The following is a 26,142-nucleotide window of genomic DNA, read 5'->3' on the forward strand; positions in this document are numbered from 1 at the left end:
TGATGTGCTCGCCTGTCGTCGACCGCGCAAGGTCACTGGCGCGCGTCGCCGGCGTCCGGGTCGATCGCGACGCCGGTCTTGCCGTTGACGGTCGCGACCAGCTTCGGCGCGGCCGCAATCCTGACGCTCTCCGGCAGTTCCCAGCGCATCTGCGCGCCGGGCAGCACGTAGCCGAGCAGCCCGCGCGCGACGTCGGTGCGCGCACCCGGCGCGTCGAACGCCACCTGCGTGATGCGCGCGTGCACCGGGCCGCGATTCGTCATCACGAGCCAGCGCTTGCCGCCGTCGCGCGCGACATGCCAGCTCAGCGCCGGCTGCCCAGCGGTGGCCGGATCGCGCTTGCGCTCCGGGTTCTCCTTGGTCCACAGCCCCTGTCCGTAGACGAACAGCGGGATCGAGTAATGCATCTGGAACTTCACGCCGAGCTGCGCGCGACCGTCCTGCTGCGCGGCGCCGTCGTCCGGCTGCGGGATTTCGTCGATCAGCACGCGATACGCTTCCTCGGCGCCGGGCGCGCTGTCCGCGAGCCGCGTCAGCCGGATCAGCTGACGCTTGCCGGGCGGCACCGTCGCCATCGGCGGGCTGCCGGCGATACGGTTCTGGTCTTCCCCATACAGGTCCTCGCCGCCCTCCTCGCGCCAGCCGAGCACGCGGATCTGCAGCGTCACCGGCCGCGTATCGCGGTTTTCGAGCCACAGCGCGGCCGCACGCTGATCGCTGTCGATCACTGGATCGATCGGCCAGATCATCACGGACGCCGCCGCCTGCGCAGCGCCCGCCCCCGCGAGCGACAGCGCGGCGAACGCGACGCGCATCGCGCGCTGCAGCGTTCGTCCGGCACCACGATCGACGACACCATCATTCATCATGTATTCCTGATTGATTCAGTAGCTCAGCGTGACCTGCGCGACATCGGTATAGGTGCCGGCGGGCACCGCACCGCCGGGCAACGTGAGCGCACCGTAGATCGGCAGGCTCGTCGTGCCCGACACCGGGATCGACACTACCTGTCCGATCCCGATCGCCCGCGTATGCGCCGCGTCCGCGTACAGCCGATACGCGACCCGCGCGCCGCCGGGGCCTTGCAGGTTGCGCTGCGTGTTGCCGGCGCTCGGCTGGCCGCCGCCGTCGACGCTCATCTTCAGCGTCGAGCCGGGCGAGCATTCGATCTGCAGCGTGCTGCCGCTCGTCGCCGCGCTGACGTCGCCGGTCGCGATCGCCGGATGCGCGCCGAAATCGAGCGTGCCGAAATTCAGCCCGCTCCCCGCACCGCCGCCCGCGACGCCGCAGCCCGCGACGACCTGCGCGCTGACCGTGAAAGTCGCGGTCGTCGGCACCGCCGTATCGGCCAGGCTCGCGGCCGGCAGCACGACGGCGCCGAGCACGCACGCGACACTTTTGCTCGTCCACATAGCGATAGGAAAAGAGAGGCGCCCTGCGGCTTTCCCGCGAAAGCCGCAGGGCTGGAACGGATGGCAGCGCGACGCTTACCAGCCGAGCGTGACGTTCAGCACGTCCGTGTAGGTGCCGGCGGCCAGCGCGCTGCTGCTGGTCTTGTTCGCGACGCCGTAGATCGGCAGCTCGAACGCGGCGCCCGGCGTCGGCACGGCCACCGCCTGCGCGGTGCCCGCGACGTACTGCTTCGCGTGCGCGGAATCGGCATAGACCTCGTACGGCACGTAGGCCGCGCCGTTCGCCAGCGCGCGCGTGCCCGCGCCGACGCCGGTGCCCTTGCCCGCGTTCTGGCCGCCGTCGACCGTCACCTGCACCGACGACACGTCCGGCGAGCAGGTCACCTGCGTGGCCGTCGAACCGCCGCCCGTCGCCTGCGAGTTGAGCGAACCCGTGAAGCCGCTCGGCTGCGTGCCGAAGTCGAGGGTCCCGAAGGTGGTCGAGCCGACCGAGCCGGAGCCCGTGTCGATCGCACAACCGGTGGTCAGCACGAGCTGCGCGTTTACCGTCCCCGTAAGCGGGCTCGTCTGTGCCTGAGCGGCTGCGCAAGCCGACGCGAAAGCGACGGCCGCCAGAAGTTTCCACTGAGCGTTCATGTTTTTCCTTGATGAATAAAAGAACTGCGATTGCGTCATTCGCCCTGCGTCACCAGTCGAGCGTGATGCCGAGCAAATCCTCGTAAATCCCGGCCGGAAGCGGCTGCGCCTGGCCCTGGACGACGCCGAACAGCGGCAGCGCCACCTCGGCGTGCGCGCCGTCGACGCGAAACGACTGCGGCACCAGCGGTACGTACGGCACGCTGCGCGCCGGATCGCGGTACACGTTGTAGGCAGCGCGCGCGACGACGCGCCCCGCCGCGTCGCGCTTCGCGACGTAGCGCGTCGATTGCGTGCCGTTGCGGCCGCTGTCGATCGAAACCAGGAAGCCGTCGATGTTCGGGCTGCAGGCGATGCGCACCGGGCCGCCACCGGTCGCGCGACCGTCGGCGGTCGGATAGTCCGTCCAGGTCGGGCCGTGCTCGCCGAAGTCGAGCCGGCCGAAATCGGTGGCGCTCGCCACGCCGCCGATCTGGCAGCCGCTTCGCACCTGCAGACTGACGTCCATCGCCCCCGACAATTGCCCCGCATGGACGCAAACGAGCGGAAACGCCAATAATCCGGCGCCGATTATCATTTTCGTTCGTACGATTATTCCGATCCTTTGCAAGATTCACCTCGATTGCCGCGCAAAAACCGGGCGAATTCGAAAACCGCCCGTTTCGGTTGCGAAACGGCTTTTCGGCGAGAAATAATCTCCGCGCCCCGAATAAATCGGAGCCGGGCTTATTCAGATGGACGAATTTCCCCCGCCGGCCTATGCGCAAGGCATGCCGGATCAGGACAATCCCCGGTGACGACGGCTAATCCGCCATTTCCTTCATAAAGAGCGGATCAGCTCGATGGATTTTTTACGGCAGACCTCATTGCATTCCCCGTTTCGAATTTCGATTTCTTAATAATTGACAGAATGATGAGTAAATTACATTTGCCTGACCATCGGAATATTCCGACCTCGCGGCGATTTGACAATATTTAAAGCTTTCCCCGGAAACGGGGGAGTCGCCGGCCGGACGTGTATGTGCGAACGGTCATGTACCGGCAGAGCGGAGCGCGCGTCGAACGGAAGGGGGTGTCTGCCTGGGGAGACGGGACTGGAAGAATCCGGCCCCGGGAAGGAGAAAACGTCGCGCTACCCGCCCGCCAGCCGCGCCTGCAACGCGTCGACCGCCGTCGCGACAAACGCCAGGAACGCGCGAATCCGCGCGGTATCGCGCAGATCCGGGTGCGTCAGCAGCCACAGGTCGGTCGCCAGATCGTCGATCCGCCCGCCGATCCGCACGAGATCGCGGTCGCCATCGGCGAGATAGCACGGCAGCACGGCCGCGCCGATGCCCGCGCGGGCGGCGGCGAACAGGCCCAGCAGCGTATCGACGCGATACGCGCAGCGATCGTCGGCGCCGCGCGCGCGCATCCACTGGTCGAGCTGCCGGTAGCCCATGCGCGGGTCCGGCCCGACCCACGCGAGGTCGTCGCCGCGTGCGCGCCATGCCGGCGTCGCGTACACCGCCTGCGCGATCGTCCCGATCCGCCGGCCGACCAGCCATTCGGGCGGCGACGACGACGGGCGGATCGCGACGTCGGCCTCGCGCTTCGACAGGTCGAATACGGCGTTCGACACGGACACGTCGAGCGCGATGTCGGGACACGCATGCCGGAATGCCGCGAACACCGGCGACAGCAGCCCCGCCAGCAGCGTGTCGGTCGTCGTCACGCGCACGGTGCCCGACGGACGCACGTCGCGGCCGGCCACGCGGCGCTCGACGCCGTGCACCTCGTCCTGGATCCGCTCGGCGGCCGCCGCGATGTCGTCGCCGGCCGGCGTCGGCGCGTAGCCCGTTCGCGTGCGCTCGAACAGCCGGACGCGCAGGCCGGCCTCGAGCGCCGCCAGGCGACGAAAGACCGTCGCATGGCTGACGCCGAGCCGCCGCGCCGCGCCCGCGAGCGATCCCGCCTGCGCGACGGCCAGCACGAGACGCAGGTCGTCCCAGGAGATCCGCTGTTCGTCCATGCAAACTCCGTTTGCGAAATTGGCCAGTTCCGGTTCATTTTCGCAACGCGTAAGGTGTCAGGCAAATACCGGCGCACGCCGCCGCGCCTGCTGCGCCGCCCGGACAAACAGGAGCCTCGCCGTGAACACGTTGATCGTCCATTGCCATCCGGAAGCCCGCTCGTTCAATGCCGCGCTGCGCGACACCGCGGCGCAGGCGATGCGCGATCTCGGTCACGACGTCGAGGTATCGGATCTCTATGCGGACGGCTTCGATCCGGTCGAGGCGCCGCGCCACTACCGGCCTCGCGCCAACGCCGAAGTCTTTTCCGCGCTGGTCGAACAGCGTCACGCCAGCACGCACGGCACGCTGCCCGACGACATACGCCGCGAGATCGCGCGCCTGGAGAAAGCGGATCTCGTCGTGCTCCAGTTTCCGCTCTGGTGGCACGCGCCGCCCGCGATGCTGAAAGGATGGTTCGATCGCGTGTTCGTGAACGGCGCGTTGTATTCCGGCAGCCGGCGCTACGATCGCGGCCATTTCCGCGGGCGGCGCGCGATCTGCTCGGTGACGACCGGCGCGCCGGCCGCGACGTTCGGCCCGGGCGGCCGCGGCGGCGACATCGACCTGCTGCTGTGGCCGCTCCACTATTCGCTGCACTACATGGGCTACGCCGTGCTGGAACCGGTGCTCGCACACGGCGTGCAGGATGCGCGCGGCGGCTACCGGTATCAGGAGGATGCGGCGCTGGCAGCGTCGCTGAGCGCGCATCGCGCCCATCTCGCGCGCCGCCTCGCGAATTGGCGCACGGACACGCCGCTGCGATTTCCCGGCTGGGAGGACTGGGACGAGCACGGCATGCTGAAACCGGGACGCACGGATGTGCCTGCGCCGTACGGGCGGCGATCCTGAACCATCAAAACGCCCGGCTGCGCCGCACGAACCCCGCGCGGCGACTCACCGGTCGCCGCGCTCGCCCAGCGTCCCCAGCAGGACCTTCCTGCAACTCGCGATCATCTGCGCCTCGGCATCGCGGTATTCGGTCAGCAGCCACGCCGCGCCGACGTTCGTCATCGCGCCGACGAGCGCCAGCCCGATCAGCCGCTGCTCGGTGCGCTCCGCGGGCGTCGCAGGCTCGCGCGACGCGCCGATCGCCATGATCAGCTTGCCGAAATCGAGCAGCATCCGCTGATACGTCGCGTCGGTGTCGGCACTGACGCCCATCACTTCGAGCAACAGCACGCGCGCCGCGCACGGGTCGCGCAGGAACCCGAAGAACGCGGCCAGACCCGCATCGACGCGCTCGCGCAGATCGCCGCCGCGCGCGGCCACCGCCTCCGCCACCGCGTCGTGCAACTGCTGCGCGTGATGCAGGTAGGTGCACCGCAACAGATCCTCGGTGCTGTCGAACGCCGCATAGAAATAGCGATCGTTCAGCTTCGCTTCCTGGCAGATCGACCGCACGGTCGCCTTGCGGAACCCGACCGTGCCGAACACGCGCGTGGCCGCACGAATCAGCGCGTCGCGCCGCTCGGCCGCGCGCACCTCCGGCGCCACGCCGCCGTACGACCTACCCCTTTTTTCCGTTTCGAGTGCTTTCTCCATTCCGCTATTTGACATCAGGACACCCGAAAACTAAAGTGGTGACAACAAACACCACAATAGGCGCACGACCGGCGCCCGGCAAGCGGAACGGGAGGGACGACGAATGAAAGGGTTTTCCGGCAAGGTCGCCGCGATCACGGGCGCCGGTTCCGGCATGGGCCGCAGCCTCGCGGTCGAGCTGGCGCGGCGCGGCTGCGAGGTCGCGATCGCGGACGTCAACGAAGTCGCGCTCGCCGGCACGGCCGCCGCGTGTGCGCGCCACGGCGTGCGCGTGTCCACGCGACGGCTCGACGTCGCCGATCGCGACGCGGTGTTCGCATGGGCCGATTTCGTGCGCGCGCAGCACGGCAAGGTCAACCTGATCTTCAACAACGCGGGCGTGTCGCTCGCGGCCAGCGCCGAAACCGCGCGCCTCGCCGATCTCGAATGGATCGTCGGCATCAACTTCTGGGGCGTCGTGCACGGCACGCAGGCGTTCCTGCCGCACCTGCGCGCCTCCGGAGACGGCCACGTCGTCAATACGTCGAGCCTGTTCGGCCTCGTCGCGATGCCCACGCAAAGCGCGTACAACGCGACCAAGTTCGCGGTGCGCGGCTTCACCGAGGCGCTGCGGATGGAACTCGAGCTCGACGGCGCACCGGTCAGCGCGACCTGCGTGCATCCGGGCGGCGTCGCGACCAACATCGTCGATGCGGGCCGCGTCGACACGAGCATCCACGCGCTCACGGGCCAGGACGAGGCGACCCATCGCCGCCAGGCGAACCGCCTGATCAGCGCGACGACGGCCGACGACGCCGCCCGCCAGATCCTCGCGGGCGTCGAGCGCAATGCGCGCCGCGTGCTGGTCGGCGCCGACGCGCGCCGGCTCGACCGGATCGCGCGCGCGCTCGGCGCCGGCTACCAGTGGCTGATGCTTCGCCACGTGCGCCGTGCCCGCGCGCGCAACCTCGAACGCGCGCACGCAGCCGGCGCGCTCCCGACCACGCCGACCAAGGATCCCGCATGACCTCGACGACGACCGACCGGCGCGCCGCGCCGCCCGAGCCTGCCGGCAGCCGCCGTGACGGCAACACCCCCTGCGACCTCGACGTGCTGATCGTCGGCGCCGGCCTGTCCGGCATCGGCGCCGCGTATCACCTGAAGCAGCGCTGCCCGTTCGCGAGCGTCGCGATCGTCGAGGCGCGCGACGCGATCGGCGGCACCTGGGACCTGTTCCGCTATCCGGGCATCCGTTCGGATTCCGACATGTTCACGCTCGGCTACAGCTTCCGCCCGTGGCACAGCGACAAGGCGATCTCGGACGGCCAGACGATCCTCGACTACATCCGCGACACCGCACGCGCCTACGGCATCGACAAGACGATCCGCTACGGGCAGAAGGTCGTCGCGGCCGACTGGGATTCGAACCGCGCCCGCTGGACGGTGCGCGTCGAACGCACGCGCGACGGCGCGACCGACACGCTCGTCCATACGTGCCGCTTCCTGTACATGTGCAGCGGCTACTACGACTACGACGCGGGCTACCAGCCCGACTGGCCCGGCATGGATGCGTTCGAGGGCCGCATCGTGCACCCGCAGCACTGGCCGAAGGACCTCTCGTACGCGAACCGGCGCGTGGTCGTGATCGGCAGCGGCGCGACGGCGGTCACGCTGGTGCCGTCGATGGCCGCGGACGCGCAGCACGTGACGATGCTGCAGCGCTCGCCGACCTACATCGTGTCGCTGCCCGCGCGCGACAAGATCGCGAACGCGCTGCGCAGCGTGCTGCCGTCGCGGCTCGCGCACCGGCTGGTGCGGATCAAGAACGTACTCCTGACGATGTACTTCTACAATCTCGCGCGCCGCAAGCCGGACGCGACCAAGAAGTTCATCATCCGCGCGGCCGGCAGGCAGCTCGGCCCCGGCTTCGATGTCGCGAAACACCTGACGCCGCGCTACAAGCCGTGGGACCAGCGGCTGTGCCTCGTGCCGAACGGGGACCTGTTCAAGTCGATCCGCGCGGGCCGCGCGTCGATCGTCACCGACGAGATCGAGCGCTTCACGCCGACCGGCATCCGGCTGAAGAGCGGCCAGCAGCTCGACGCGGACGTGATCGTCAGCGCGACCGGCCTGAAGGTGAAGATGCTCGGCGGCGCGCAGGTGACGGTGGACGGCCGCGCGGTCAACCTGCCGGACACCGTGTCGTACAAGGGCATGATGTACAGCGGCGTGCCGAACCTCGCGTCGTCGTTCGGCTATACCAACGCATCGTGGACGCTGAAGGCCGAGCTGATCGCGCGCTACGTGTGCCGGCTGCTCAATCACATGCACGCGAACGGCTACGACACCTGCGTGCCGCGTCTGCGCGCCGGCGACCTCGGCGACGTGCCGGCCGTCAACCTGAGCTCGGGCTACATCCAGCGCGCGGCCGGCATCCTGCCGAAGCAGGGCCAGCGCAAGCCGTGGAAATTCCATCAGAACTACGTGCTCGATCTCGCCTCGCTGAAGTTCAGCGCGCTCGCCGATTCGGCGATGCACTTCGAACGCCGCGCAAAAACCGTCCCGGCGGTCGCGCCGGTGGCCGAACCCGTACTCGAAACCCGCTGAGGCCGACATGAGCACGACGCTGCACCTGATCCAGAACGTACTGATCGCCGCCGTCGCGGTGTTCGCGGCCCTCGCGCTGTTTGCCGCCTACGTCGCGCGCCGCGTGACGCGCGCGTTTCCGCCCGAAGGACGCTTCGTCGACGTCGGCGGCGACCGCATCCACTATGTCGAATACGGCGACGGGCCGCCGCTCGTGTTCGTCCACGGGCTCGCCGGGCAGTTGCGCAACTTCGCGTACCTGCCGCTCGCACGGCTCGCGCAGCGGCATCGCGTGATCCTGCTCGACCGCCCCGGCGCGGGCCGCTCGATCCGCGGCGCGAGCTCGCAGGCGAACGTGTTTGCGCAGGCGCGCACGGTCGCCGCCTTCATCGACGCGCTGCGGCTCGACCGGCCGGTGCTCGTCGGCCACTCGCTCGGCGGCGCGATCGCGCTCGCGGTCGGCCTCAATCATCCGGAGCGCGTGAGCCGGCTCGCGCTGATCGCGCCGCTGTCGCATCCGCAGTCCGAGCCGCCGGCGCCGTTCCGGCCGCTGATGCTGCCGTCGCCGCTGGTGCGCCGCTTCGTGTCGTGGACCTTCGCGATCCCGCTGACGATCCTGACCGGCCGCAAGGCCGTGCGCCAGGTGTTCGCGCCCGAAGAAGTGCCGCGCGACTTCCCGGTCAAGGGCGGCGGCCTGCTCGGGCTGCGGCCGGACAGCTTCTATGCGACGGCCACCGACCTGCTGTCGGCGCCGACCGATCTGCCCGCGATGGAACAGCGTTATGCGGAACTGGCGCTGCCGGTCGACGTGCTGTATGGCCGCGCCGATCCGATCCTGAACTGGCGCGAGCACGGCGAATCGCTCGCGCAGAAGTCGGCGCGCGTGCGGCTGAAGGTCGTCGAAGGCGGGCACATGCTGCCGGTGACGATTCCGGATGCGACCGCCGACTGGCTGCTCGAGGTCGCGGCCGAGCCGGTCGATGCGGCAGTCGATGCGCCGGCGCAGGTGTCGCAGACAGCGCGCGTCGCGCACTGAACGTCGTCCGGGTTCGCCGGCCTGCGCCGCGTGCGTGCGGCAGGGGCCGGCGAGCCTGCTTCGGCGCGGCTCGGGCAGGAACGACGCCTCCGCGCAACGCCGATGGCCGCACTCGCCGCTCCGCCGCCCCGCCGCTTCGGCATGACGCCGTGCCGGACATCGCACGACGGTGCGCGACGCGGCCGTTTCAGCGCATCAGCGCGATCAGCACGGCCGTCAATGCCGCGACCGCGCCCATCCCCACCGCCACACCCGCGAGATGCGCGGCGAGCGCAAGGCCCGCAGTGAGGCCCGGCGACGACGCATCGCAGGCCGTGCCGCGCAGCCGCACTCGCGCGTCCGGCCGCGCGCTGCCGGCCTTCATTCGACGCTCTCGCGCAGCGTATGCAGCAGCGGCTGCGCCAGATGCAGCACCTGGTACACCGTGCCGGCAGCCCCGTCGTCCGGTTCGCGATCGGCGAGCGCGATCCGGGTCAGCCGCCAGCGCAGCGCATCGAGGCCGACGGCCGCCGCGACGATGCCGGGCCGCGCCGCCGTTTCGCCATTGCGCGCGACCTCTTGCGCCAGCGTCGCGTCGAGATCGGCGTCGGCCGGGATGTCGATCGCTTCCAGACGGGCGAAGCGGGCCGCCGACGCACGGCCGCGGCGCGCATCGAGCGCGACCTGGACCTCGATCGGCGCCCGTCCGAAGCTGTCGGTCACGACCCGATAGCGGCCGTCGGTGACGAACTGCGCAAACGCACGGTCGTCGCGCCACAGATAGAGCGACGCATACGCGTTTTCCGTCGCGCCGTATCGGCCGGCCTCGCGCAGCAGAAATCCCTTGAACAGCAGTTCGGGCGCGTCGTCCCAGCGCCTGCCGCGCTCGCGGACGCGCGCGCGAATGATGTCGAGGTCGTAGTCCGCAGGCAGGCGGTGCACATAGCTGGCAGTCAGCATGATCGGTTCCTGGCTTGCCCAACGACGCGGGGCGGTCGTTCGGGATGGCGTGAGAACAGCGTAGAGCGGCCCGAATCATTTGAAAATCCCATGGCAGAATATTTCAGTGATTCTGTTTCCAAATGGATAGACGCGATGAAAACGCTCGATATCGAAGCGGTCCAGGCGTTCGTGCTGACGGCGGACCTCAAGAGCTTCACGCGGGCCGCCGAGGCGATGGACACGACGCAATCCGCGGTAAGCCTGAAGATCAAGCGGCTGGAGGACGGGCTCGGGCGGCGGCTGCTCGAACGCACGCCACGGCAGGTACGCCTGTCGGCCGACGGCATCGCGTTCCTCGAGCCGGCGCGCGCGCTGGTGACGGCTCACCAGGGCGCGGTCGGCGCATTCGACGCGGCGCAGCGCCGGCTCGTCATCGGCATCAGCCACCACATCGTCGGCGCCGACCTGCCGACGCTGCTGCGCCGGATGAGCGAGGCGGAGCCGGCGCTCGTGCTGGAGATTCGCGTGGCAACGTCGCGCGACGTGCTCGACGCGTACGACCGCGGCCAACTCGACGCCGCCATCGTGTTGCGGCACGACAGCCGCCGGCTGGACGGCGAGACCGTGCTGTCGGAATCGTTCGGCTGGATGGCGGCGGCCGACTTCGACTACCAGCCGCCGCTGCGCCTCGCGACGCAGGCCGCGCCGTGCAGCGTCCGCAGCATGGCGGTCGACGCACTGGATGCGGCCGGCATCGCGTGGACGGAGGTGTTCGTCGGCGGCGGCGTCGCGACGATCGGCGCGGCGGTGTCCGCAGGGCTCGCCGTCGCGGCGCTCGGGCATCGCGTGGCGCCGTCCGGCACCGTCGACGTCGGCGCGCGCTACGGTCTGCCGCCGCTGCCGACGCGCGATGTCGTGCTGTACTCGAACCAGACCGACGCCGCGGCACGGCAGGCCCTGCGCACGCTGGGCGCGACGCTGCGTGCGTCGGTCGGCGTGCGTTAGGGCCGGCAGAAGCGGCGGCCGCTCAGGTTTCGTCGTCCGGCAGCGTCAGGCCGAGATCCGCGATCACCTCGCGCGCGCTGCGGAACGCTTCGACCGCGGCCGGCGCGCCCGCGTACAGCGCGCTGTGCAGCAGCACTTCGCGGATCTCGACGAGGCTCGCGCCGTTGTTGAGCGCGCCGCGCACATGCCCCTTCAGTTCCGTGCTGCGGCCGAGCGCCGCCAGCATCGCGCACGTGCACAGGCTGCGCGTCTTCAGGTCGATGCCGCCGCGCTGCCAGGTGCTGCCCCACGCGTGTTCGTTCAGCCAGTCCTGCAGCGGCCGGGAAAAGCCGTCGAGATCGCGCATCGCGCGCTCGACGAACGCCTCGCCCATCACGTCGACCCGGCGCGCCTTGCCGTATTCCCTGTCCTGTTCGCTCATGTGCGTGTCCTGTATGGAGTCGCGGCCCCTTCGGCATACCGGCGGCCGGGGGAGTCGCACCATGTTTGCGGAGGCCCGGCGTTTCGTCAAAGATTCTTCGCGCGGTCGGCGGCCGCGTAACGTCGGATCCGTCACGTCCGGCGCTACGTAACATCCGGCCGCGCGTTACGGCGCCTTACGGGAACATCGCAACAGGCACGGCGCCGCATCGCGCATGCCCGTTCCGCGAAAGCACGGTTATTCCGTTTAAATCGCACCGAAACTCCCGGTTCCTGCAATAAAGCGCAAGACCGTTTCGCGAAACCTGCCGTGGCGCGGAATTTGCAGTGGAGGCTTGGACACATTTCCAATGTCGAGGCCAACATGCACCACTACTTCAAAAAGACGACGGTATCGCTGGCTGTCTCGTCGCTTCTCGCACTGTACGGCTGCGGCTCCGTCGACGGGCCGACCACGCCGCCCGTCGTGAAACCCAGCTCGTCGGGGACGTCCGGCGGGGGGACGTCGGGGACTTCGGGTACTTCCGGCAGCTCGGGTACGTCGGGGAGTTCCGGTACGTCGGGGACGACTTCGGGTACTTCGGGTACTTCGGGTACTTCGGGTACTTCGGGTACTTCGGGTACTTCGGGTACTTCGGGTACTTCGGGTACTTCGGGTACTTCGGGTACTTCGGGTACTTCGGGTACTTCGGGTACTTCGGGTACTTCGGGTACTTCCGGCACGTCTGGCACGTCTGGCACGTCTGGCACGTCTGGCACGTCGGGTACGTCGGGTACGTCGGGTACGTCGGGCACCTCCGGCACGTCGGGCACGTCGGGCACGTCGGGCACCTCCGGCACGTCGGGCACGTCGGGCACCTCCGGCACGTCGGGCACGTCGGGCACCTCCGGCACGTCGGGTACGTCGGGTACGTCGGGCACCTCCGGCACGTCGGGCACCTCCGGCACGTCGGGTACGTCGGGTACGTCGGGCACCTCCGGCACGTCGGGTACTTCCGGCACGTCGGGTACTTCCGGCACGTCGGGTACTTCCGGCACCTCGGGCACCTCCGGCACGTCGGGTACTTCCGGCACGTCGGGCACCTCCGGCACGTCGGGCACGTCCGGCACGTCGGGTACTTCCGGCACCTCGGGCACCTCCGGCACGTCGGGCACTTCCGGCACCTCGGGCACCTCCGGCACGTCGGGCACGTCCGGCACGTCGGGTACTTCCGGCACCTCGGGCACCTCCGGCACGTCGGGCACTTCCGGCACCTCGGGCACCTCGGGCACCTCGGGCACGTCGGGTACTTCCGGCACGTCGGGCACCTCGGGCACCTCGGGCACCTCGGGCACCTCGGGCACCTCGGGCACCTCGGGCACCTCGGGCACCTCGGGCACGTCGGGCACGTCGGGCACCTCGGGCACCTCCGGCACCTCCGGCTCCGGCGTCACCCCGCTCGGCAACGTCCTGCAGAAATCCGGCAACCTCGTCACGTCGCTCGGCACCGCGGTCGCGAACGGCGGCAGCCAGATCGGCGGCGTGCAGATCCCCGGCACCAACCCGACGACGGCCACCAGCATCGGCAATGCGGTCACGAGCCTCGGCAACGGCGTGCAGTCGCTCGGCAACGGCGTCGCGGCCGGCCTCGGCTCGATCGGCGTGTCGGCGAACCCGCTCGGCCCGACGCTGACCTCGACCACCGGCCTGCTGACGGGCGCCGGCGGCGCGGTCAACAACCTCGGCAATGCGGTCAAGAGCCTCGGCTCGGGCCCGCTGTCGCCGCTCTCGCCGGTGACGACGCTGGTCGGCGACCTCGTCAACACGGTCGGCGGCGCCGTCAACTCGACCGCGTCGGGCCTCAACACCGCACTGAGCAGTTCGCCGGTCCAGCAGCTCGAAACGCAGCTCGGCAAGGTGATCAACCCGATCACGAACACGCTGACGGGCGGCGTCCAGACGCCGGGCGTCACGCAGACACTCGGCGGCGCGACGCTGCTCGGCACGCCGCTGAACGGCCTGCTGGGCACGCTGGGCGGCGGCCTCGGCCTCGCCGGCTCGAAGATCGGCGGCGCGACCGACAATTCGCTCGGCCAGGGTCTCGGCGGCGTCGTGGGCCAACTCGGCAACACGGTCACATCGACCGGCGGCCTCGTGTACGGCGGCAGCGCGGGCAGCAGCTCGAGCGGTTCGGGCGGCACCAGCGGCACCAGCGGCAGCAACCCGCTCGCGCCGATCACCGGCCTGCTCGGCAACCTGACCGGCGCGCTCGGCGGCGTCGGCGGCAGCTCAAGCGGTTCGGGCGGCACCAGCGGCACCAGCGGCGGCAACCCGCTCGCACCGATCACCGGCCTGCTCGGCAACCTGACCGGCGCGCTCGGCGGCGTCGGCGGCAGTTCGAGCGGTTCCGGCGGCACCAGCGGAACGAGCGGCACCGGCGGCTCGGGTGTCGGCGGCCTGCTGTCGCCGGTCACCAACCTCGTCAACGCGCTGACGCCGCTCGGCGCAAGCCTGACGGGCACGGTCACGACGCCGGGCGGCAACGTGACGGGCAGCCTCGGCGGCCTGCTGACGAGCGGCCCGGTCGGCACGCTGACCGGCTCGCTGACGACGCCGGCCGCCGGCGCCGGCGCCAACGGCACGGTTACCCCGGGCAGCGCGGCAGGCACGGTGACGACGCCGGGCGGCAGCGGCACCGTGTCGGCCGGCCTGAGCGGCAGTTCGAACGGCGGTGCGGCAGGCGGCACGAACAACCTGCTGTCGCCCGTGACGAACCTGCTCGGCGGTCTGCTGGGCGCGGGCACCAAGAAGTAACGCAGTCTCTATCAGAACGACAGGCCAATGGCCGGGCACGCGATCTCCGACAGCCCGGCCGACGGCCGGCGTCACCCGCCAAGCGGGGACGCCGGCCACGTTCCCTACGAGGATCACACCATGAATTCCACGCTCGACGGCATCGCCGCGGTCCAGGATCATCCGCCCCGTTCCGCCACGCCATTTCGCGCCGGCCTGCTCGGCATCACGGCCGGCCTGTTCGCGCTGTGGATCACGCGCGACCAGCCGGGCCTCGACGCGGCAACGCGCGCCGTCATCGCGAGTCTCGCCATCATCGGCACGATCGCGCTGCACGAACTGCTGATCTCGCGCGTCTACCTGCGCCCGAGCACGGGGCTGTCGCGCCAGGCCGTGCGACCGCTCGGCATCGCGCGCGTCGCGACCCGGCTCGGCGCGCTCGCGTCGATCTACGCGGGCATCGGCACGATCTACTGGCTGCTGCCCGAATATCACAGCACCTTCTACCTGCCGTTCTGGTCGCTGCTGCGCTCGCTCGCGCCGTACGTGATCGTCGCCGCGCCGTTCTACTTCGCGTGGATGGATCGCCACCAGCGCGACACCGACGACGCCTATCTGCTGTGGGGCCGCTTCCTGTTCCGCCGCGACAAGCCGGCGAGCTGGCAGCCGGTGCGCGAAATGCTCGCGGGCTGGGGCGTGAAGGCGTTCTTCCTGCCGCTGATGACCGTCTACCTGTCGAAGGACGCCGACCACCTGAGCGCGTCGCTGACGCACGCGATGAACGCGCCGATGACGCTCGCGACCTTCATGTTCCTGTACGACCTGTCGTTCACGATGGACCTGATGTTCGGCACGGTCGGCTACCTCTGCACGTTCCGCATCCTCGACAGCCACGTGCGCACCGTCGAGCCGACGATGCTCGGCTGGACCGCCGCGCTGATCTGCTACCAGCCGTTCTGGTCGCTGATCTCGAACAACTACATCCGCTACGAAGGCTCGATGTTCTGGGACAACTGGCTGCTGTCCGCCCCGACGATCCGCGTGGTCTGGGGCACCGTCATCATCCTGCTGCTGATGACCTACGCGCTGTCGACGATCTCGTTCGGGCTGCGCTTCTCGAACCTCACCAACCGCGGGATCATCACGTCGGGCCCGTACCGCTTCACGAAGCATCCCGCGTACATCACGAAGAATCTGTCGTACTGGATGGTGTCGGTGCCGTTCGTCGAGCCGCTCGGCTGGCAGGTCGGGCTGATGCACTGCGCGGGGCTCGTCGCGATCAACCTGATCTATTACGTGCGTGCAAAAACGGAAGAACGCCACCTGATGCGCGATCCCGATTACCGCGCGTACGCCGAATGGATCGCGCAGCACGGGCTGTTCGCGCGGATCCGCCAGGCCTTCGGCGGGCAGCGTCAGCCGGCCTGACGCAGCGGCGGGCGGCCGCGCCGGCGAAAGCGCCCGCGCCGGCCGCTCGCGCACCCGCTCCCGCCCGGCCCGCCTGCGGCCAATTGTCGCGAAACGACGCGATTTTCCGCTTTTCATCGCTTTTCGTCGCTTTTCCCCGTCGATCCGGTTGCCCGCCCCGTGCGCCTCGCGTATGGTGCTGGCCGTCCGCGTGCGCCGCCGCCTCACATGGCCCGCCGCACCGCCGGACACCCGACCGTCGTCATCCGGCGACGGCCGTGCGGGCGTGCCCGCCATCACCGTCTCCGCGGCGCCGCCATGCAGCGCCGCGCATGCTTGATTGAGGAGAGAGGCGTGATCCACAAGGTCCTGATCCTGTTCGCACTCTGCATCGCGGGCCTCGCCGCGATCGCCGCCGGTTTCCAGCACATCCCCGGCTGATTCGCGGCCCCGGCTCGCTCGCCGAGCCGGGCGCCGCTTCCCTGCCCTTCCCCCGTTCCCGTTGCGATGAACCTCTTTCCCGATACGCCCGAGACGGGCGTCCTTTGCCATGCGCATCGACGTACAGCATTCCCAGCGCGACATCGACGACGAGCTCGATGCGCTTTACGCACGCCTGCACCAGCCGGGCCACCGGCTGCACGGTTTGCCGGCCGTCGCACTCGGCCGCTCGGGCCTGATCGTCCGCCACCGCGAAGCGGACGGCGAATACTTCCTGTACGTGGAAAACCCGGCCGCCCGCGAGCTGGCCGGCTACACGGTATTCAACCGTCTGCCTGAAATCCCGCGCCGCGCCGACCGCTATCTGCGCGCGCCGCACACGCGGCTGCGCGGCTCGGCGCAGCGCCGCGGCGTCGCGACGACGCTGTATCGATGGGGGCTCGATGCGGGTCTGTGCCTGATCAGCGGCGCGCGCCAGTCGGTCGGCGCGGCGCAGCTCTGGGGCGCGCTCGCGCACGACTACCGGCACGGCTTCGTCGACGTCGAGGGCCGCGCGCTGCGCTATCTCGGCGCCACGGTGCCGGACCACGTGCACGATGCGCTGCATACGCGGCGGCTGTTGCTCGGCCGCGGCTGGGATCTCGCGACATTCGCACGGGCGACCGGCATGGCGGACCCGGCGTCGCGATGACGCCGGGTCGCGCATCCGCTCGCCGAAATCCGTGCCGACGCTACCGCTTGCCCCGCGCGCCCTTCTTCGCGGTCTTCGCGCGCGGCGCTTCCTTGTCGGGCTGCGCGCCGCCGCCGGCGAGGTCTTCGAGCCAGGCCAGCGCATCGACGTAGGACAGGAACTGCTGCAGATATGCCGGCGACAATTCGCGCATCACCGACAGCGACCGGTGCACGAGACTGTTCGAATTCAGCGGCCCCGCGTTGCGCGGCACCTGGTCGAGCGACTGCCGGTACTGCTTCTCGGTGCGGACCTTCGACCATGTCGCGCGGAAGTAGTCGATCAGCGCGGGATCGATCCCGCGCCGATCGGCCTGCGCATCGCGCGCGAGCCGTTCGGCGAGCGCAGCCAGCGCGCCGCGTGTCGGCGCGGGCGGCGCCGCATCCGCCATTGGCGTTTCGCGCGCGGCCGACGCGTCGTCGGCGCGCGCGACGATCTGCGCGTAGTCGTCCAGCAGGGTCGCGAGCCGCGCGTCGAGCAGCCGGCGCGCGTCGCCGTCGAACGCGGCCGCGCGCCGCTCGAGCGCATCGATGCGATGAAACCGCACCGGATCGAGGCGATCCGCATGCTGCTCGCGCCACGCGTCGAGCTGCGCGCGGGCGGGCGTCGCGTCGTGCGTCACCGCGCCTTCCCTCCGTTCGACGCCGACTTGCGCGGCACCGGCGCGATTTCCACGCGGCGGTTCTTCGCGCGGCCTTCGTCATCCGCATTCGAGCTGACCGGCTGCTCGGAACCGAACGCGGCCGCGAACACCGACGAAGCCGGCACGCCCGCATCGATCAGCGCGCGCGTGACCGTCAGCGCCCGCTTGGCCGACAGTTCCCAGTTGTCCGCGAACAGCCGGTTGCCGGCACGCACCTGCTGGTCGTCCGCGAAGCCGCTGATCATCAGGATCTCGTCGCGCGTCTTCAGGTACGCGGCCAGCGGGCCGGCCAGCGTCTTCAGCAGGTCGCGGCCTTCCGGCTGCAGCTGATCGGAATTCAGCGCGAACAGCACGTTGCCGCTGATGCCGATGCGCCCGTTCACGAGCGTCACGCGGCCGGCCGCGAGCGGGCCCGCCAGCGCCTGTTCGAGCGACTTGCGTTGCTGCGCTTCCTGCTGGCGCGCGCGCACCGCTTCCTCAAGCTTCGACGTGAGCTGCAACTGCATGCCGATCACGCCGACGAGGATCAGCACGAACGCGCCGAGCAGCACCGACATCAGGTCGGCGAACGCGGGCCAGACCGGCGCCGATTCCGCGCCGCCGTCGATTTCGTCGTGCATGCGTTACGCTCCGACGGACGCGCGCCGGCCGGCGAGCTGTTGCAGGTCTTCGACGATCTGCTTCTGCGACATCATGCTGAGGTCGATCACCTCGCGCGCCTGCGCGACGTAGTACTCGAGCTGCTCGTCGCTGCGCGCGAGCGACTTCTCGAGCGCGGCCTCGATGCGCTGCAGATGCGCGAGCAGCTTGTCATTCGACTCGCCGAACGCCTGTACGGCCATCCCGAACGCGTCGCCGAGGCTCGCGACCTCGACCGCGCCCGCCGTGACCTGCGCGGTCGCCGAATCGAGCCGGTGCGCCTGCGCTTCGACGGTGTCGTTGAAACGCGCGCCGATACGGTCGAGCAGGTCCGCCGACGTGCTGACGAGCGCGTCGATCGCGCCGCGCTGTTCGGTCGACGCATGGTTGACGGCGCCGAGCAGCGTTTCGAGCGTCGCGAGCAGGCGGCTGCGCTCCTCGAGCATCGCGGTGTCGTGCGCCAGGCTGTCGGACAGCCGCTGGCGCAGCTCGGCGACGACGTCGGCCGCGGCCTTCGGCGCTTCCGATGCGGCCTGCACGAGGCGCGCGATCTCGTTGATCGTGTCGCTCGCATGCGCCTGCGCCTGCGCGGTGATGTCGTTCGCGGTGCGGGCCAGCGTGTCGCAGATGTCCTGCTGGCGCGTCGCGGCCTGCGCGCTCGTCTGCTGCCATTCGTCGCGCAGCGCGGCGGCCATCGCGGCCAGCGAGTCGTTCCAGGCCGACAGACGCTGTTCGTCGCGCGCGGCCAGTTGCGTCTGCAGGCCCGCATGCGAATCGCGGATCGTCGCCAGCAGATCGTTCGAGCGCTGTTCGAAAGTCGCGGCCTGTGCGGCGAGATCGCGTGTCGTCTGGGCCAGCGCGTCGCAGATCTCCTGCTGACGGCCCGCGCTGTGCACGCCGGCACGCTGCCATTCGTCGCCGAGCTTCGCGGCCATCGCAGCCAGCGAGTCGTTCCAGGCCGACAGGCGTTGCTCGTCGCGTGCGGTCAGTTCCGATTGCAGGCCCATATGCGATTCGCGGATCGTCGTCAGCAGGTCGTTCGAACGCTGTTCGAAAGTCGCGGCCTGTGCGGCGAGATCGCGCGTCGTCTGGGCGAGCGCGTCGCAGATTTCCTGCTGACGGCCTGCGCTGTGCACGCCGGCACGCTGCCATTCGTCGCCGAGCTTCGCGGCCATCGCAGCCAGCGAGTCGTTCCAGGCCGACAGGCGCTGTTCGTCGCGTGCGGTTAGTTCCGATTGCAGGCCCGTATGCGATTCGCGGATCGTCGTCAGCAGGTCGTTCGAACGCTGTTCGAAAGTCGCGGCCTGCGCGGCGAGATCGCGCGTCGTCTGGGCGAGCGCATCGCAGATTTCCTGCTGACGGCCCGCGCTGTGCACGCCCGCACGCTGCCATTCGTCGCCGAGCTTCGCGGCCATCGCGGCCAGCGAGTCGTTCCAGGCCGACAGGCGCTGCTCGTCGCGTGCGGTCAGTTCCGATTGCAGGCCCGTATGCGATTCGCGAATCGTCGTCAGCAGGTCGTTCGAGCGTTGCTCGAAAGTCGCGGCCTGCGCGGCGAGATCGCGCGTCGTCTGGGCCAGCGCATCGCAGATTGCCTGCTGACGTCCCGCGCTGTGCTCGCCCGCACGCTGCCATTCGTCGCCGAGCTTCGCGGCCATCGCAGCCAGCGACTCGTTCCATGCCGACAGACGCTGCGCGTCGCGCGACGCGAGCTCGGTCTGCAGATTCGCATGCGCGTCGCGCATCGCGGCCAGCGTCGATGCCGAATGCCGCTCGAACGTCGCGGCGGCTTCGCCCAACGCGCGCGCATGCTGGCCGGCCAGCGCATCGCCGACCTGCTCCTGGCGCGCCAGCGCGTCACGCCATGCGTCCGCGAGGCGGCCCTCGGTCGATTCGAGGCGCGTCGCGACGCCGTCGAGCAGGTCCGTCGAACGCTGCGCGAACGTGTCGGTGAACTGGCCGAGCGTCGTCTGCAACTGCTGCGCGACCGCGTCGCCGGCACGGCGCTGCTCGTCGAGCGCGCGCGTCCAGACGGTCGTCACGTTCGCGGTGGTCTTCTCGAAACCGTCGGTCAGCCCGTCGAGCTGACGCTGCACGGCGCCCGTCACGGTGTCGCGCAGCGCGGCCATCTCCTGCGCGAGGCCCGTCATCGTCGCCGCGACCACCGGCTGCAGCGCGGCGCCGGCCACGCGCGCGCTTTCGGCGGCGCTTTCCTTCAGCGCATCGCCGACATTCGACGCGAGCCCCGCATACGCGCGCTCGGTCCGGTCGAAGAACGCCTGCTGGCTTTCGAGCTGGCGATCGTGCAGCGCGACGCTGCGCGCCTCGAGCGTCGTCATCATCGTCTGCAGCCGGTCGACCAGCGCCGGCATCACGTCGGCCTGGCGCTGCAGCAGCCGGAACGACTCGTCGCGCTGGTGCGCATGCGAATGCACGCGCAGCGTCGTCGCGATCTTCGCGTCGAGCTGCGCGGCCGCGTCGGTCCGCTCGCGGCGCACGAGCGCGGACAGCAGCCCGAGCATCGCCGACGTCGCGACGCCCGCGATCGACGTGCCGAACGCAAACCCGAGCCCCTTCACCGGCGCGATCAGCGACGCGCGGATCGCGTCGAGGTCGGTCGCGCTTTCGAGCGCGGCGCCCGTGCCCTTCAGCGTGACGACCATCCCGAGCAGCGTGCCGAGCATCCCGAGCAGCACCAGCAGGCCGACCAGATAGGGCGTCAGCGACGGGCCCGGCAGCGCGACGCGCGCGCCTTCGATACGCGCGCGCACCGCGCCGCGCAGGCCCGGATGCAGCGCGTCGAGCCAGGCGTCGAGTTTCGCGGGCGGTTCGGACAGGCCCGCGACCGCGCGCGACAGCGTCGCGGTCGCCTGCCGGTAGCGCTGCAGCTCCCAGGCGCCCGCGACGTAGCACGCGCCGATCAGCAGCGTGACGGCCGCCGCCAGCGGGTTCGACGCGACATAGCCGGCGCCGATCCAGCACACGGCGATCAGACCGGCGATGAAGACAACGAGATCAAGACGAATTCTGGACATAGCGTAGTAAACAGACCTAGCAGGTACGAAGGGCCGCGAGCAGCCCCTCGACCGTTTGAAACCGGATTTCGAGTTCGGCGAGCAGGACGCTCTGCATCTCGTCGCGGAACGTGTCGAGCCATGCGCCGGGCACGATCGCCGCGGGCCGCGCCGCGTCGGCATCGACATCGGCATCGGCCGGCGCGTCGGCCTGTGCGGCGGCGAGCGCCTGACGCTCCGCGTCGCGCAGCTTCTCGAAGCGCGTGCCGAGCAGCGCGGGCACGGCCGACAGCAGGCTGCGCTCGCGCGCGCCGAGCACGCGCTCCATGATCGCGTCGAGCGACGCGAGCCGCGCCATGCCGGGCGAGCGCGCCGCAAGCGCGACGCGCAGGCGGCCGCGCAGCTGGCCGATCGCCGTCTCCATCTCCTGCTGCAGCAGCAGCGTGCGCTGGCGGAAATCGGCGAAGTCGGCCGTATCGGCGGGCGGCGGTGGCGGCTCGCCCGGGCGTCGCCGCGCGCGCCGCTGGTTGAGCGCGGTGATGGCCTGCGCGAGATCGTGGCGCACGCGCGCGCAGTCGCGCTCAGCGTCGTGGCCGCGCACGCCGGCCGCGACGCCGGGCGGGCTCGCGTTCAGCGCGGACGACAGCGTGATCGCGTCGGTCCAGCCGAGCCACTGGCTCAGTCGGTCCGACAGCGTCTGCCGTGATTCCGCGACGTCGGCATCGGCCAGGCGCGCGAGCAGCCGAACGAGGGTCGGTCCACTCAATGCCGGGCGCGGGGAAGCGTGCACCATGCTGCGAACAGTCAAAAAAGGCAGCAGTTTACACGTCGTCGGGACCGGGACCGCCAGAATCGCGGACGCGATGGCGGCCGGCGCGCTGCGAGACGGGCCACGATGCCCGCCGGGCAAGGCTGGCGGCGTATCGCCGGCCGGCCTGCAACGGCCGGAGCCGAAGCCCCGTCGTCGTATCCGGCGGCGCAGCAGGGGCGCGCACGGCGCCCGCGCCGCCGGTCAGATTCCCGCTTTCGGCGCGTTCAGGATCAGCCGCAGGCCGAGCAGCGTGATCGCGCCGGCGGCGATCCGGTCGACCCATCTCTTCGCGCGCAGGTAGAGCTCGCGCGGCCGCCGCGTCGAGAAGCACAGCGCGACGAGCGTGTACCAGCCGAATTCGACGCCGAACACCAGCGGCGGCAGCGCCAGATAGCACCACAGCGGCGGATGCTGCGGCAGCAGCGCCGCGAAGATGCTGCCGTACCAGATCGCCGTCTTCGGGTTGCTGAGCTGGGTCGTGAGGCCGGTCCAGAACGACCGGCTCGCGCGGCCGGCGCCCGCAGCCTGTGGATCGTCCATCGCGATCGGCCGGTCCGCGCCGCGCCAGATCTTCGACGCCATGTAGATCAGGTAGGCGCCCCCTGCCAGCTTGAGGCCCACGTACAGCCATTCGACGGCCTGCAGCAGCGTATAGAGCCCGGCCAGCGCGACGCCGCCGAACACGATGCCGCCGATGCCCATGCCGAGCGCGGTCGCGAGGCCGTCGCGGCGCGACAGGCCGATCGAGTTGCGGGCGACCAGCACGAAGCTCGGGCCCGGAATCATCGCGCCGAGCCACAGCGCGGCCAGAATGGCGAATACGGCAGCTGACGCAGTCATCGGCATCTCCTTGAGCGGACCCGACGGTCCAGTAGATGATTCTGGCACGCTTCGCGCGCGGCCGAAAGCGGGCGCGCGCTGGTATGCTGGCGTCGCCCGCGCGCCGCGCCATGCGTCCTGTCCCCCTGACCACCCACACCGCCATGAAGCCGCTTCGCCTGCTGCTCCCGCTGCTTGCCGCGCTGTCCGCCAGCGCACGGGCCGACGACCTGCCGAAGTCGATCGCGGCGCAACTGCCGCCCGGCTACCAGCCGATGCTCGCGCAACCGGGGCCGGACCTCGACAACGGACGGCACAGCTTCCTCGTGGTCGTGCATCGCGACGTCGACACGCGCGACCACCCGTCGCCGCGCCCGCTGCTCATCTACGAGGAACAGGCCGACCATGCGTACCGGCTCGCGGCGCGCAACGACAGCGTCGTGCTGCGCGCGAACGAGGCGATGCAGTGCGACCCGTTCGAATTCGCCGACGACGGGCTGGCGGTGAAGGGTCGCTATTTCACGGTGCAGAACGCAGTCGCGTGCGGACAGCACTGGAGCGATTACGTGACGTTCCGCTACGACCCGCGCACGCACGGCTGGGTGTTTTCGAGCCAGATCGATACCGAGTCGTTTCCGCTCGACGACAAGCCCGACTCCGTCACGGTGACGCGCGCCGACCCGCACCGGCCGGTGTCGTTCAGCCAGTGGCGCCGCAAGGAATGAAAACTGCGCGTCGCGCATATCGATGCCGGCGGCAGCGCCCTTTTTCAACGCAGCGAGCGCCGGCCGTCCGGCATGCCGTGCGCAAGCGGCCGCCAACCGGTCTACCATAGGCGCTCGCCGTCTCGTGAACGGGCGTGCGCCGCGCGGCCCCGCCCCGCATGCTTGTCCCACGTTGAACCAGCGCAGGAGGACGTCATGACGCAACACTTCGACGCGATCGTCATCGGCACCGGGCAAGCCGGCCCGCCGCTCGCCGAGCGGCTGTCGCGCGCCGGCATGAAAGTCGCCATCGTCGAGCGCAACCGTTTCGGCGGCACCTGCGTCAACACCGGCTGCATTCCGACCAAGACGCTGATCGCCAGCGCGTACGCCGCGCAGCTCGCGCGGCGCGCGAGCGAATACGGCGTGTCGGTCGGCGGCCCCGTCAGCGTCGACATGAAGGCCGTGAAGGCGCGCAAGGACCAGATCGCCGGCCGCTCGAACCGCGGCGTCGAGCAATGGGTGCGCGGGCTCGACAACGCAACCGTGTTCCAGGGGCACGCGCGCTTCGAACGCGCCGACGCGGTGCGCGTCGGCGACACGCTGCTCGAAGCGCCGCGCATCTTCATCAACGTCGGCGGGCGCGCGCTGGTGCCGCCGATGCCGGGCCTCGACACGGTGCCCTACCTGACCAACTCGACGATGATGGACGTCGACTTCCTGCCCGAGCATCTGGTGATCGTCGGCGGCAGCTATGTCGGCCTCGAATTCGGCCAGATGTACCGCCGCTTCGGCTCGCGCGTGACGATCGTCGAGAAAGGCGCGCGGCTGATCCGGCGCGAGGACGAAGACGTGTCGCAGGCCGTGCGCGACATTCTCGAAAACGAAGGCATCGACGTGCAGCTCGACGCGAACTGCCTGAGCGCGCGGCGCGACGGCGACGGCGACGGCATCGTGATCGGCCTCGACTGCGCGGGCGGCGGGCGCGAGGTCGCAGGCTCGCACCTGCTGCTCGCAGTCGGCCGCGTGCCGAACACCGACGATCTCGGGCTCGACCGCGCCGGCGTCAAGACCGATGCGCACGGCTATATCGAGGTCGACGAACAGCTGCGTACCAATGTCTCCGGCATCTGGGCGCTCGGCGACTGCAACGGCCGCGGCGCGTTCACGCACACCGCGTACAACGACTACGAGATCGTCGCGGCCAACCTGCTCGACAACGACCCGCGCAAGGTGTCCGACCGCGTCACCGCGTACGCGATGTACATCGACCCGCCGCTCGGGCGCGCCGGGATGACGCTCGCGGAAGCGAAACAGACGGGCCGCCGGCTGCTGCTCGGCACGCGTCCGATGATGCGCGTCGGCCGCGCCGTCGAGAAAGGCGAGAGCCAGGGCTTCATGAAGGTGATCGTCGACGCGGACAGTCACGCAATCCTCGGTGCATCGATCCTGGGCGTCACCGGCGACGAGGTCGTGCACAGCATGCTCGACGTGATGACGGCCGGCGCGCCCTACACGACGATCAGCCGCGCGATGCACATCCACCCGACCGTGTCGGAACTCATACCGACGCTGCTGCAGGACCTGCATCCGGTCGAATGACCCGCGACGCGCGACGGGCGGCCGTCGCGCGCGTACGCGGTCAGGTTTCGAAATAGCGCGGCCGATCGATATCGGCGATCAATCCGGGCTGCACCGGCGCCCAGTCGAGCGAGGCGCGCGTGCGCTCGCTCGTCGCCGCCGCGTCCATCCCGGCGAACATCGCGAACCAGCCGAAGTGTTCGGCCGCCTCCTGCGCGGATTTCGCGACGACCGGCAGATTCAGCCGGCGGCCGATCACTGCGGCGATCTCGCGGAACGGCACGCCCGTATCGGCGACCGCGTGATAGCGCGCGCCCGCCGTTCCGTGCTCGACGGCGAGACGATAGACGCGCGCCGCGTCGAGCCGGTGCACGGCCGGCCAGCGGTTGCCGCCGTCGCCGATGTAGGCCGACGCGCCTTTCTCGCGCGCGAACGCGATCAGGCGCGGCACGAATCCGTGATCGCCGTCGCCGTGCACGGACGGCGGCAGGCGCACGACCGACGTGTGCACGCCGCGCGCGTCGAGCGCGGCCGCGGTCGTCTCGGACGCGCGCGGATAGTTCGCCGAGACCGGCACCGGCGGATCGTCCTCCGTCGCCGCGCGCCCGGGCGCGACGAGCGCGAGCCCCGACGTGACGACGAGCGGCCGCGACGAGCCGGTCAGCGCCGCGCCGAGCGTCTCGATCGCGCGGCGGTCGAGTTCGCAGTTCTCGGCAAAACGCGAGAAGTCGTGATTGAATCCCGTATGGATCACCGCGTCGGCGTGCGCGGCGCCGCTGGTCAGGCTGTCGAGATCCTCCAGCGACCCGCGATGGACGTCGGCGCCGGCCGCCGCCACCGACGCGGCCGCCGCGTCGGAACGCGCCAGGCCGAGCACCGAGTGCCCGGCGGCAATGAGTTCGGCCACGACGGCGGAACCGACGAAGCCCGACGCTCCCGTAACGAATACACGCATGTTCAAACCCTCCGGATGGCATGGAGGATTACTATCC

25 protein-coding genes are annotated in these 26,142 nt (G+C 70.2%); 10 read left to right on the top strand and 15 right to left on the bottom strand.

What is annotated here, in order from left to right:
• Positions 1-32 precede the first annotated feature (32 nt).
• The 5 genes from WS57_RS10505 to WS57_RS10525 all read right to left on the bottom strand — a co-directional run bounded on the left by WS57_RS10505 (position 33) and on the right by WS57_RS10525 (position 4,059).
• A complete protein-coding gene (locus WS57_RS10505) occupies positions 33-866 on the bottom strand; it encodes a molecular chaperone (protein ID WP_236871881.1) in 834 nt (277 codons plus the stop codon).
• Positions 867-884: 18 nt separating this feature from the next.
• Positions 885-1,412: a spore coat U domain-containing protein gene (locus WS57_RS10510; RefSeq protein ID WP_069244160.1), complete on the bottom strand. Its 528-nt coding sequence runs from the start codon at positions 1,410-1,412 to the stop codon at positions 885-887.
• A gap of 75 nt (positions 1,413-1,487) precedes the next feature.
• Entirely contained in the window at positions 1,488-2,048 is a 561-nt protein-coding gene (locus WS57_RS10515; RefSeq protein WP_040130370.1) for a spore coat protein U domain-containing protein, read from the bottom strand.
• A 49-nt stretch (positions 2,049-2,097) separates the two neighbouring features.
• Positions 2,098-2,625, bottom strand: coding sequence for a spore coat U domain-containing protein (locus WS57_RS10520; protein WP_069244161.1), 528 nt, complete (start codon positions 2,623-2,625; stop codon positions 2,098-2,100).
• Between the two features lie 555 nt (positions 2,626-3,180).
• The gene (locus WS57_RS10525) at positions 3,181-4,059 is read right to left on the bottom strand and encodes a LysR family transcriptional regulator (RefSeq protein WP_069244162.1); all 879 of its coding nucleotides are present in this window, start codon (positions 4,057-4,059) and stop codon (positions 3,181-3,183) included.
• A 121-nt stretch (positions 4,060-4,180) separates the two neighbouring features.
• Here WS57_RS10525 and WS57_RS10530 point away from each other — a divergent pair, with 121 nt between their 5' ends.
• Positions 4,181-4,951 (top strand): NAD(P)H-dependent oxidoreductase, encoded by a 771-nt coding sequence (locus WS57_RS10530; RefSeq protein WP_069244163.1) that lies wholly within the window; start codon positions 4,181-4,183, stop codon positions 4,949-4,951.
• 45 nt (positions 4,952-4,996) lie between these two features.
• On the opposite strand, the gene WS57_RS10535 is transcribed toward WS57_RS10530, so the two are convergent.
• Positions 4,997-5,644 carry a TetR/AcrR family transcriptional regulator gene (locus tag WS57_RS10535; protein WP_230945473.1) on the bottom strand — a complete coding sequence of 216 codons (648 nt, stop codon included), beginning with the start codon at positions 5,642-5,644 and terminating at the stop codon, positions 4,997-4,999.
• Positions 5,645-5,747: 103 nt separating this feature from the next.
• Here WS57_RS10535 and WS57_RS10540 point away from each other — a divergent pair, with 103 nt between their 5' ends.
• The 3 genes from WS57_RS10540 to WS57_RS10550 are packed head-to-tail and all read left to right on the top strand — an operon-like array spanning position 5,748 to position 9,245.
• A complete protein-coding gene (locus WS57_RS10540) occupies positions 5,748-6,650 on the top strand; it encodes an SDR family NAD(P)-dependent oxidoreductase (protein ID WP_059518863.1) in 903 nt (300 codons plus the stop codon).
• Positions 6,647-8,230 (top strand): flavin-containing monooxygenase, encoded by a 1,584-nt coding sequence (locus tag WS57_RS10545; RefSeq protein WP_069244164.1) that lies wholly within the window; start codon positions 6,647-6,649, stop codon positions 8,228-8,230. Before WS57_RS10540 ends, WS57_RS10545 begins: the two co-directional genes overlap by 4 nt.
• A gap of 7 nt (positions 8,231-8,237) precedes the next feature.
• The gene (locus WS57_RS10550; RefSeq protein ID WP_069244165.1) at positions 8,238-9,245 is read left to right on the top strand and encodes an alpha/beta fold hydrolase; all 1,008 of its coding nucleotides are present in this window, start codon (positions 8,238-8,240) and stop codon (positions 9,243-9,245) included.
• Between the two features lie 187 nt (positions 9,246-9,432).
• Here WS57_RS10550 and WS57_RS36965 read toward each other — a convergent pair whose 3' ends face one another.
• Both WS57_RS36965 and WS57_RS10555 read right to left on the bottom strand, forming a co-directional pair.
• Positions 9,433-9,609 (bottom strand): hypothetical protein, encoded by a 177-nt coding sequence (locus WS57_RS36965; protein ID WP_155774285.1) that lies wholly within the window; start codon positions 9,607-9,609, stop codon positions 9,433-9,435.
• Positions 9,606-10,184: a DUF4865 family protein gene (locus WS57_RS10555; RefSeq protein ID WP_059518856.1), complete on the bottom strand. Its 579-nt coding sequence runs from the start codon at positions 10,182-10,184 to the stop codon at positions 9,606-9,608. Before WS57_RS10555 ends, WS57_RS36965 begins: the two co-directional genes overlap by 4 nt.
• A 135-nt stretch (positions 10,185-10,319) precedes the next feature.
• On the opposite strand from WS57_RS10555, the gene WS57_RS10560 reads away from it, so the two are divergent.
• Positions 10,320-11,171, top strand: a complete 852-nt coding sequence (locus WS57_RS10560) for a LysR family transcriptional regulator (protein ID WP_059480849.1) — start codon at positions 10,320-10,322, stop codon at positions 11,169-11,171.
• Positions 11,172-11,193: 22 nt separating this feature from the next.
• Here WS57_RS10560 and WS57_RS10565 read toward each other — a convergent pair whose 3' ends face one another.
• Positions 11,194-11,592, bottom strand: a complete 399-nt coding sequence (locus tag WS57_RS10565; protein ID WP_009689841.1) for a carboxymuconolactone decarboxylase family protein — start codon at positions 11,590-11,592, stop codon at positions 11,194-11,196.
• A gap of 363 nt (positions 11,593-11,955) precedes the next feature.
• Between WS57_RS10565 and WS57_RS35680 the strand changes: the two genes are divergently transcribed.
• The 3 genes from WS57_RS35680 to WS57_RS10585 all read left to right on the top strand — a co-directional run bounded on the left by WS57_RS35680 (position 11,956) and on the right by WS57_RS10585 (position 16,903).
• A complete protein-coding gene (locus tag WS57_RS35680; RefSeq protein WP_081337600.1) occupies positions 11,956-14,385 on the top strand; it encodes a collagen-like triple helix repeat-containing protein in 2,430 nt (809 codons plus the stop codon).
• 120 nt (positions 14,386-14,505) lie between these two features.
• Positions 14,506-15,792, top strand: a complete 1,287-nt coding sequence (locus tag WS57_RS10580; RefSeq protein WP_059515804.1) for an isoprenylcysteine carboxylmethyltransferase family protein — start codon at positions 14,506-14,508, stop codon at positions 15,790-15,792.
• Between the two features lie 529 nt (positions 15,793-16,321).
• Entirely contained in the window at positions 16,322-16,903 is a 582-nt protein-coding gene (locus WS57_RS10585) for a hypothetical protein (RefSeq protein WP_059515806.1), read from the top strand.
• A gap of 40 nt (positions 16,904-16,943) precedes the next feature.
• On the opposite strand, the gene WS57_RS10590 is transcribed toward WS57_RS10585, so the two are convergent.
• The 5 genes from WS57_RS10590 to WS57_RS10610 all read right to left on the bottom strand — a co-directional run bounded on the left by WS57_RS10590 (position 16,944) and on the right by WS57_RS10610 (position 22,886).
• The gene (locus WS57_RS10590; RefSeq protein WP_069244168.1) at positions 16,944-17,564 is read right to left on the bottom strand and encodes a DUF2894 domain-containing protein; all 621 of its coding nucleotides are present in this window, start codon (positions 17,562-17,564) and stop codon (positions 16,944-16,946) included.
• The gene (locus WS57_RS10595) at positions 17,561-18,205 is read right to left on the bottom strand and encodes an OmpA family protein (protein WP_060300104.1); all 645 of its coding nucleotides are present in this window, start codon (positions 18,203-18,205) and stop codon (positions 17,561-17,563) included. Before WS57_RS10595 ends, WS57_RS10590 begins: the two co-directional genes overlap by 4 nt.
• 3 nt (positions 18,206-18,208) lie before the next feature.
• On the bottom strand, positions 18,209-21,256 hold the full coding sequence (locus WS57_RS10600) for a DUF802 domain-containing protein (RefSeq protein WP_069244169.1): 3,048 nt from the start codon (positions 21,254-21,256) through the stop codon (positions 18,209-18,211).
• Between the two features lie 16 nt (positions 21,257-21,272).
• A complete protein-coding gene (locus WS57_RS10605; RefSeq protein WP_059515814.1) occupies positions 21,273-22,028 on the bottom strand; it encodes a DUF3348 domain-containing protein in 756 nt (251 codons plus the stop codon).
• Positions 22,029-22,247: 219 nt separating this feature from the next.
• Positions 22,248-22,886, bottom strand: coding sequence for a LysE family translocator (locus tag WS57_RS10610; protein ID WP_059602192.1), 639 nt, complete (start codon positions 22,884-22,886; stop codon positions 22,248-22,250).
• Positions 22,887-23,029: 143 nt separating this feature from the next.
• Here WS57_RS10610 and WS57_RS10615 point away from each other — a divergent pair, with 143 nt between their 5' ends.
• Positions 23,030-23,590: a hypothetical protein gene (locus WS57_RS10615; RefSeq protein ID WP_069244170.1), complete on the top strand. Its 561-nt coding sequence runs from the start codon at positions 23,030-23,032 to the stop codon at positions 23,588-23,590.
• A 195-nt stretch (positions 23,591-23,785) separates the two neighbouring features.
• Complete coding sequence (locus tag WS57_RS10620; RefSeq protein ID WP_069244171.1) at positions 23,786-25,171, top strand: FAD-containing oxidoreductase; 1,386 nt, start codon at positions 23,786-23,788, stop codon at positions 25,169-25,171.
• 40 nt (positions 25,172-25,211) lie between these two features.
• Here the strand turns inward: WS57_RS10620 and WS57_RS10625 are convergent, their stop codons facing one another.
• Positions 25,212-26,105: an SDR family oxidoreductase gene (locus WS57_RS10625; protein WP_069244172.1), complete on the bottom strand. Its 894-nt coding sequence runs from the start codon at positions 26,103-26,105 to the stop codon at positions 25,212-25,214.
• Between the last annotated feature and the right edge of the window lie 37 nt (positions 26,106-26,142).

It is taken from the genome of Burkholderia pseudomultivorans (genome assembly GCF_001718415.1).
GTDB classification, from domain to species: domain Bacteria; phylum Pseudomonadota; class Gammaproteobacteria; order Burkholderiales; family Burkholderiaceae; genus Burkholderia; species Burkholderia pseudomultivorans_A.

What these genes read in the sequence shown, in the direction of transcription:
- WS57_RS10615 (WP_069244170.1), top strand. Translation starts at nt 23,030, where the DNA reads ATGAAGCCGCTTCGCCTGCTGCTCCCGCTGCTTGCCGCGCTGTCCGCC.
- WS57_RS10505 (WP_236871881.1), bottom strand. Translation starts at nt 866, where the DNA reads ATGAATGATGGTGTCGTCGATCGTGGTGCCGGACGAACGCTGCAGCGC.
- WS57_RS10610 (WP_059602192.1), bottom strand. Translation starts at nt 22,886, where the DNA reads ATGACTGCGTCAGCTGCCGTATTCGCCATTCTGGCCGCGCTGTGGCTC.
- WS57_RS10550 (WP_069244165.1), top strand. Translation starts at nt 8,238, where the DNA reads ATGAGCACGACGCTGCACCTGATCCAGAACGTACTGATCGCCGCCGTC.
- WS57_RS10565 (WP_009689841.1), bottom strand. Translation starts at nt 11,592, where the DNA reads ATGAGCGAACAGGACAGGGAATACGGCAAGGCGCGCCGGGTCGACGTG.
- WS57_RS10525 (WP_069244162.1), bottom strand. Translation starts at nt 4,059, where the DNA reads ATGGACGAACAGCGGATCTCCTGGGACGACCTGCGTCTCGTGCTGGCC.
- WS57_RS10520 (WP_069244161.1), bottom strand. Translation starts at nt 2,625, where the DNA reads ATGATAATCGGCGCCGGATTATTGGCGTTTCCGCTCGTTTGCGTCCAT.
- WS57_RS10595 (WP_060300104.1), bottom strand. Translation starts at nt 18,205, where the DNA reads ATGCACGACGAAATCGACGGCGGCGCGGAATCGGCGCCGGTCTGGCCC.
- WS57_RS10580 (WP_059515804.1), top strand. Translation starts at nt 14,506, where the DNA reads ATGAATTCCACGCTCGACGGCATCGCCGCGGTCCAGGATCATCCGCCC.
- WS57_RS10585 (WP_059515806.1), top strand. Translation starts at nt 16,322, where the DNA reads ATGCGCATCGACGTACAGCATTCCCAGCGCGACATCGACGACGAGCTC.
- WS57_RS10545 (WP_069244164.1), top strand. Translation starts at nt 6,647, where the DNA reads ATGACCTCGACGACGACCGACCGGCGCGCCGCGCCGCCCGAGCCTGCC.
- WS57_RS10605 (WP_059515814.1), bottom strand. Translation starts at nt 22,028, where the DNA reads ATGGTGCACGCTTCCCCGCGCCCGGCATTGAGTGGACCGACCCTCGTT.
- WS57_RS10555 (WP_059518856.1), bottom strand. Translation starts at nt 10,184, where the DNA reads ATGCTGACTGCCAGCTATGTGCACCGCCTGCCTGCGGACTACGACCTC.
- WS57_RS10560 (WP_059480849.1), top strand. Translation starts at nt 10,320, where the DNA reads ATGAAAACGCTCGATATCGAAGCGGTCCAGGCGTTCGTGCTGACGGCG.
- WS57_RS10515 (WP_040130370.1), bottom strand. Translation starts at nt 2,048, where the DNA reads ATGAACGCTCAGTGGAAACTTCTGGCGGCCGTCGCTTTCGCGTCGGCT.
- WS57_RS10540 (WP_059518863.1), top strand. Translation starts at nt 5,748, where the DNA reads ATGAAAGGGTTTTCCGGCAAGGTCGCCGCGATCACGGGCGCCGGTTCC.
- WS57_RS10620 (WP_069244171.1), top strand. Translation starts at nt 23,786, where the DNA reads ATGACGCAACACTTCGACGCGATCGTCATCGGCACCGGGCAAGCCGGC.
- WS57_RS35680 (WP_081337600.1), top strand. Translation starts at nt 11,956, where the DNA reads ATGCACCACTACTTCAAAAAGACGACGGTATCGCTGGCTGTCTCGTCG.
- WS57_RS10600 (WP_069244169.1), bottom strand. Translation starts at nt 21,256, where the DNA reads ATGTCCAGAATTCGTCTTGATCTCGTTGTCTTCATCGCCGGTCTGATC.
- WS57_RS10510 (WP_069244160.1), bottom strand. Translation starts at nt 1,412, where the DNA reads ATGTGGACGAGCAAAAGTGTCGCGTGCGTGCTCGGCGCCGTCGTGCTG.
- WS57_RS10535 (WP_230945473.1), bottom strand. Translation starts at nt 5,644, where the DNA reads ATGGAGAAAGCACTCGAAACGGAAAAAAGGGGTAGGTCGTACGGCGGC.
- WS57_RS36965 (WP_155774285.1), bottom strand. Translation starts at nt 9,609, where the DNA reads ATGAAGGCCGGCAGCGCGCGGCCGGACGCGCGAGTGCGGCTGCGCGGC.
- WS57_RS10625 (WP_069244172.1), bottom strand. Translation starts at nt 26,105, where the DNA reads ATGCGTGTATTCGTTACGGGAGCGTCGGGCTTCGTCGGTTCCGCCGTC.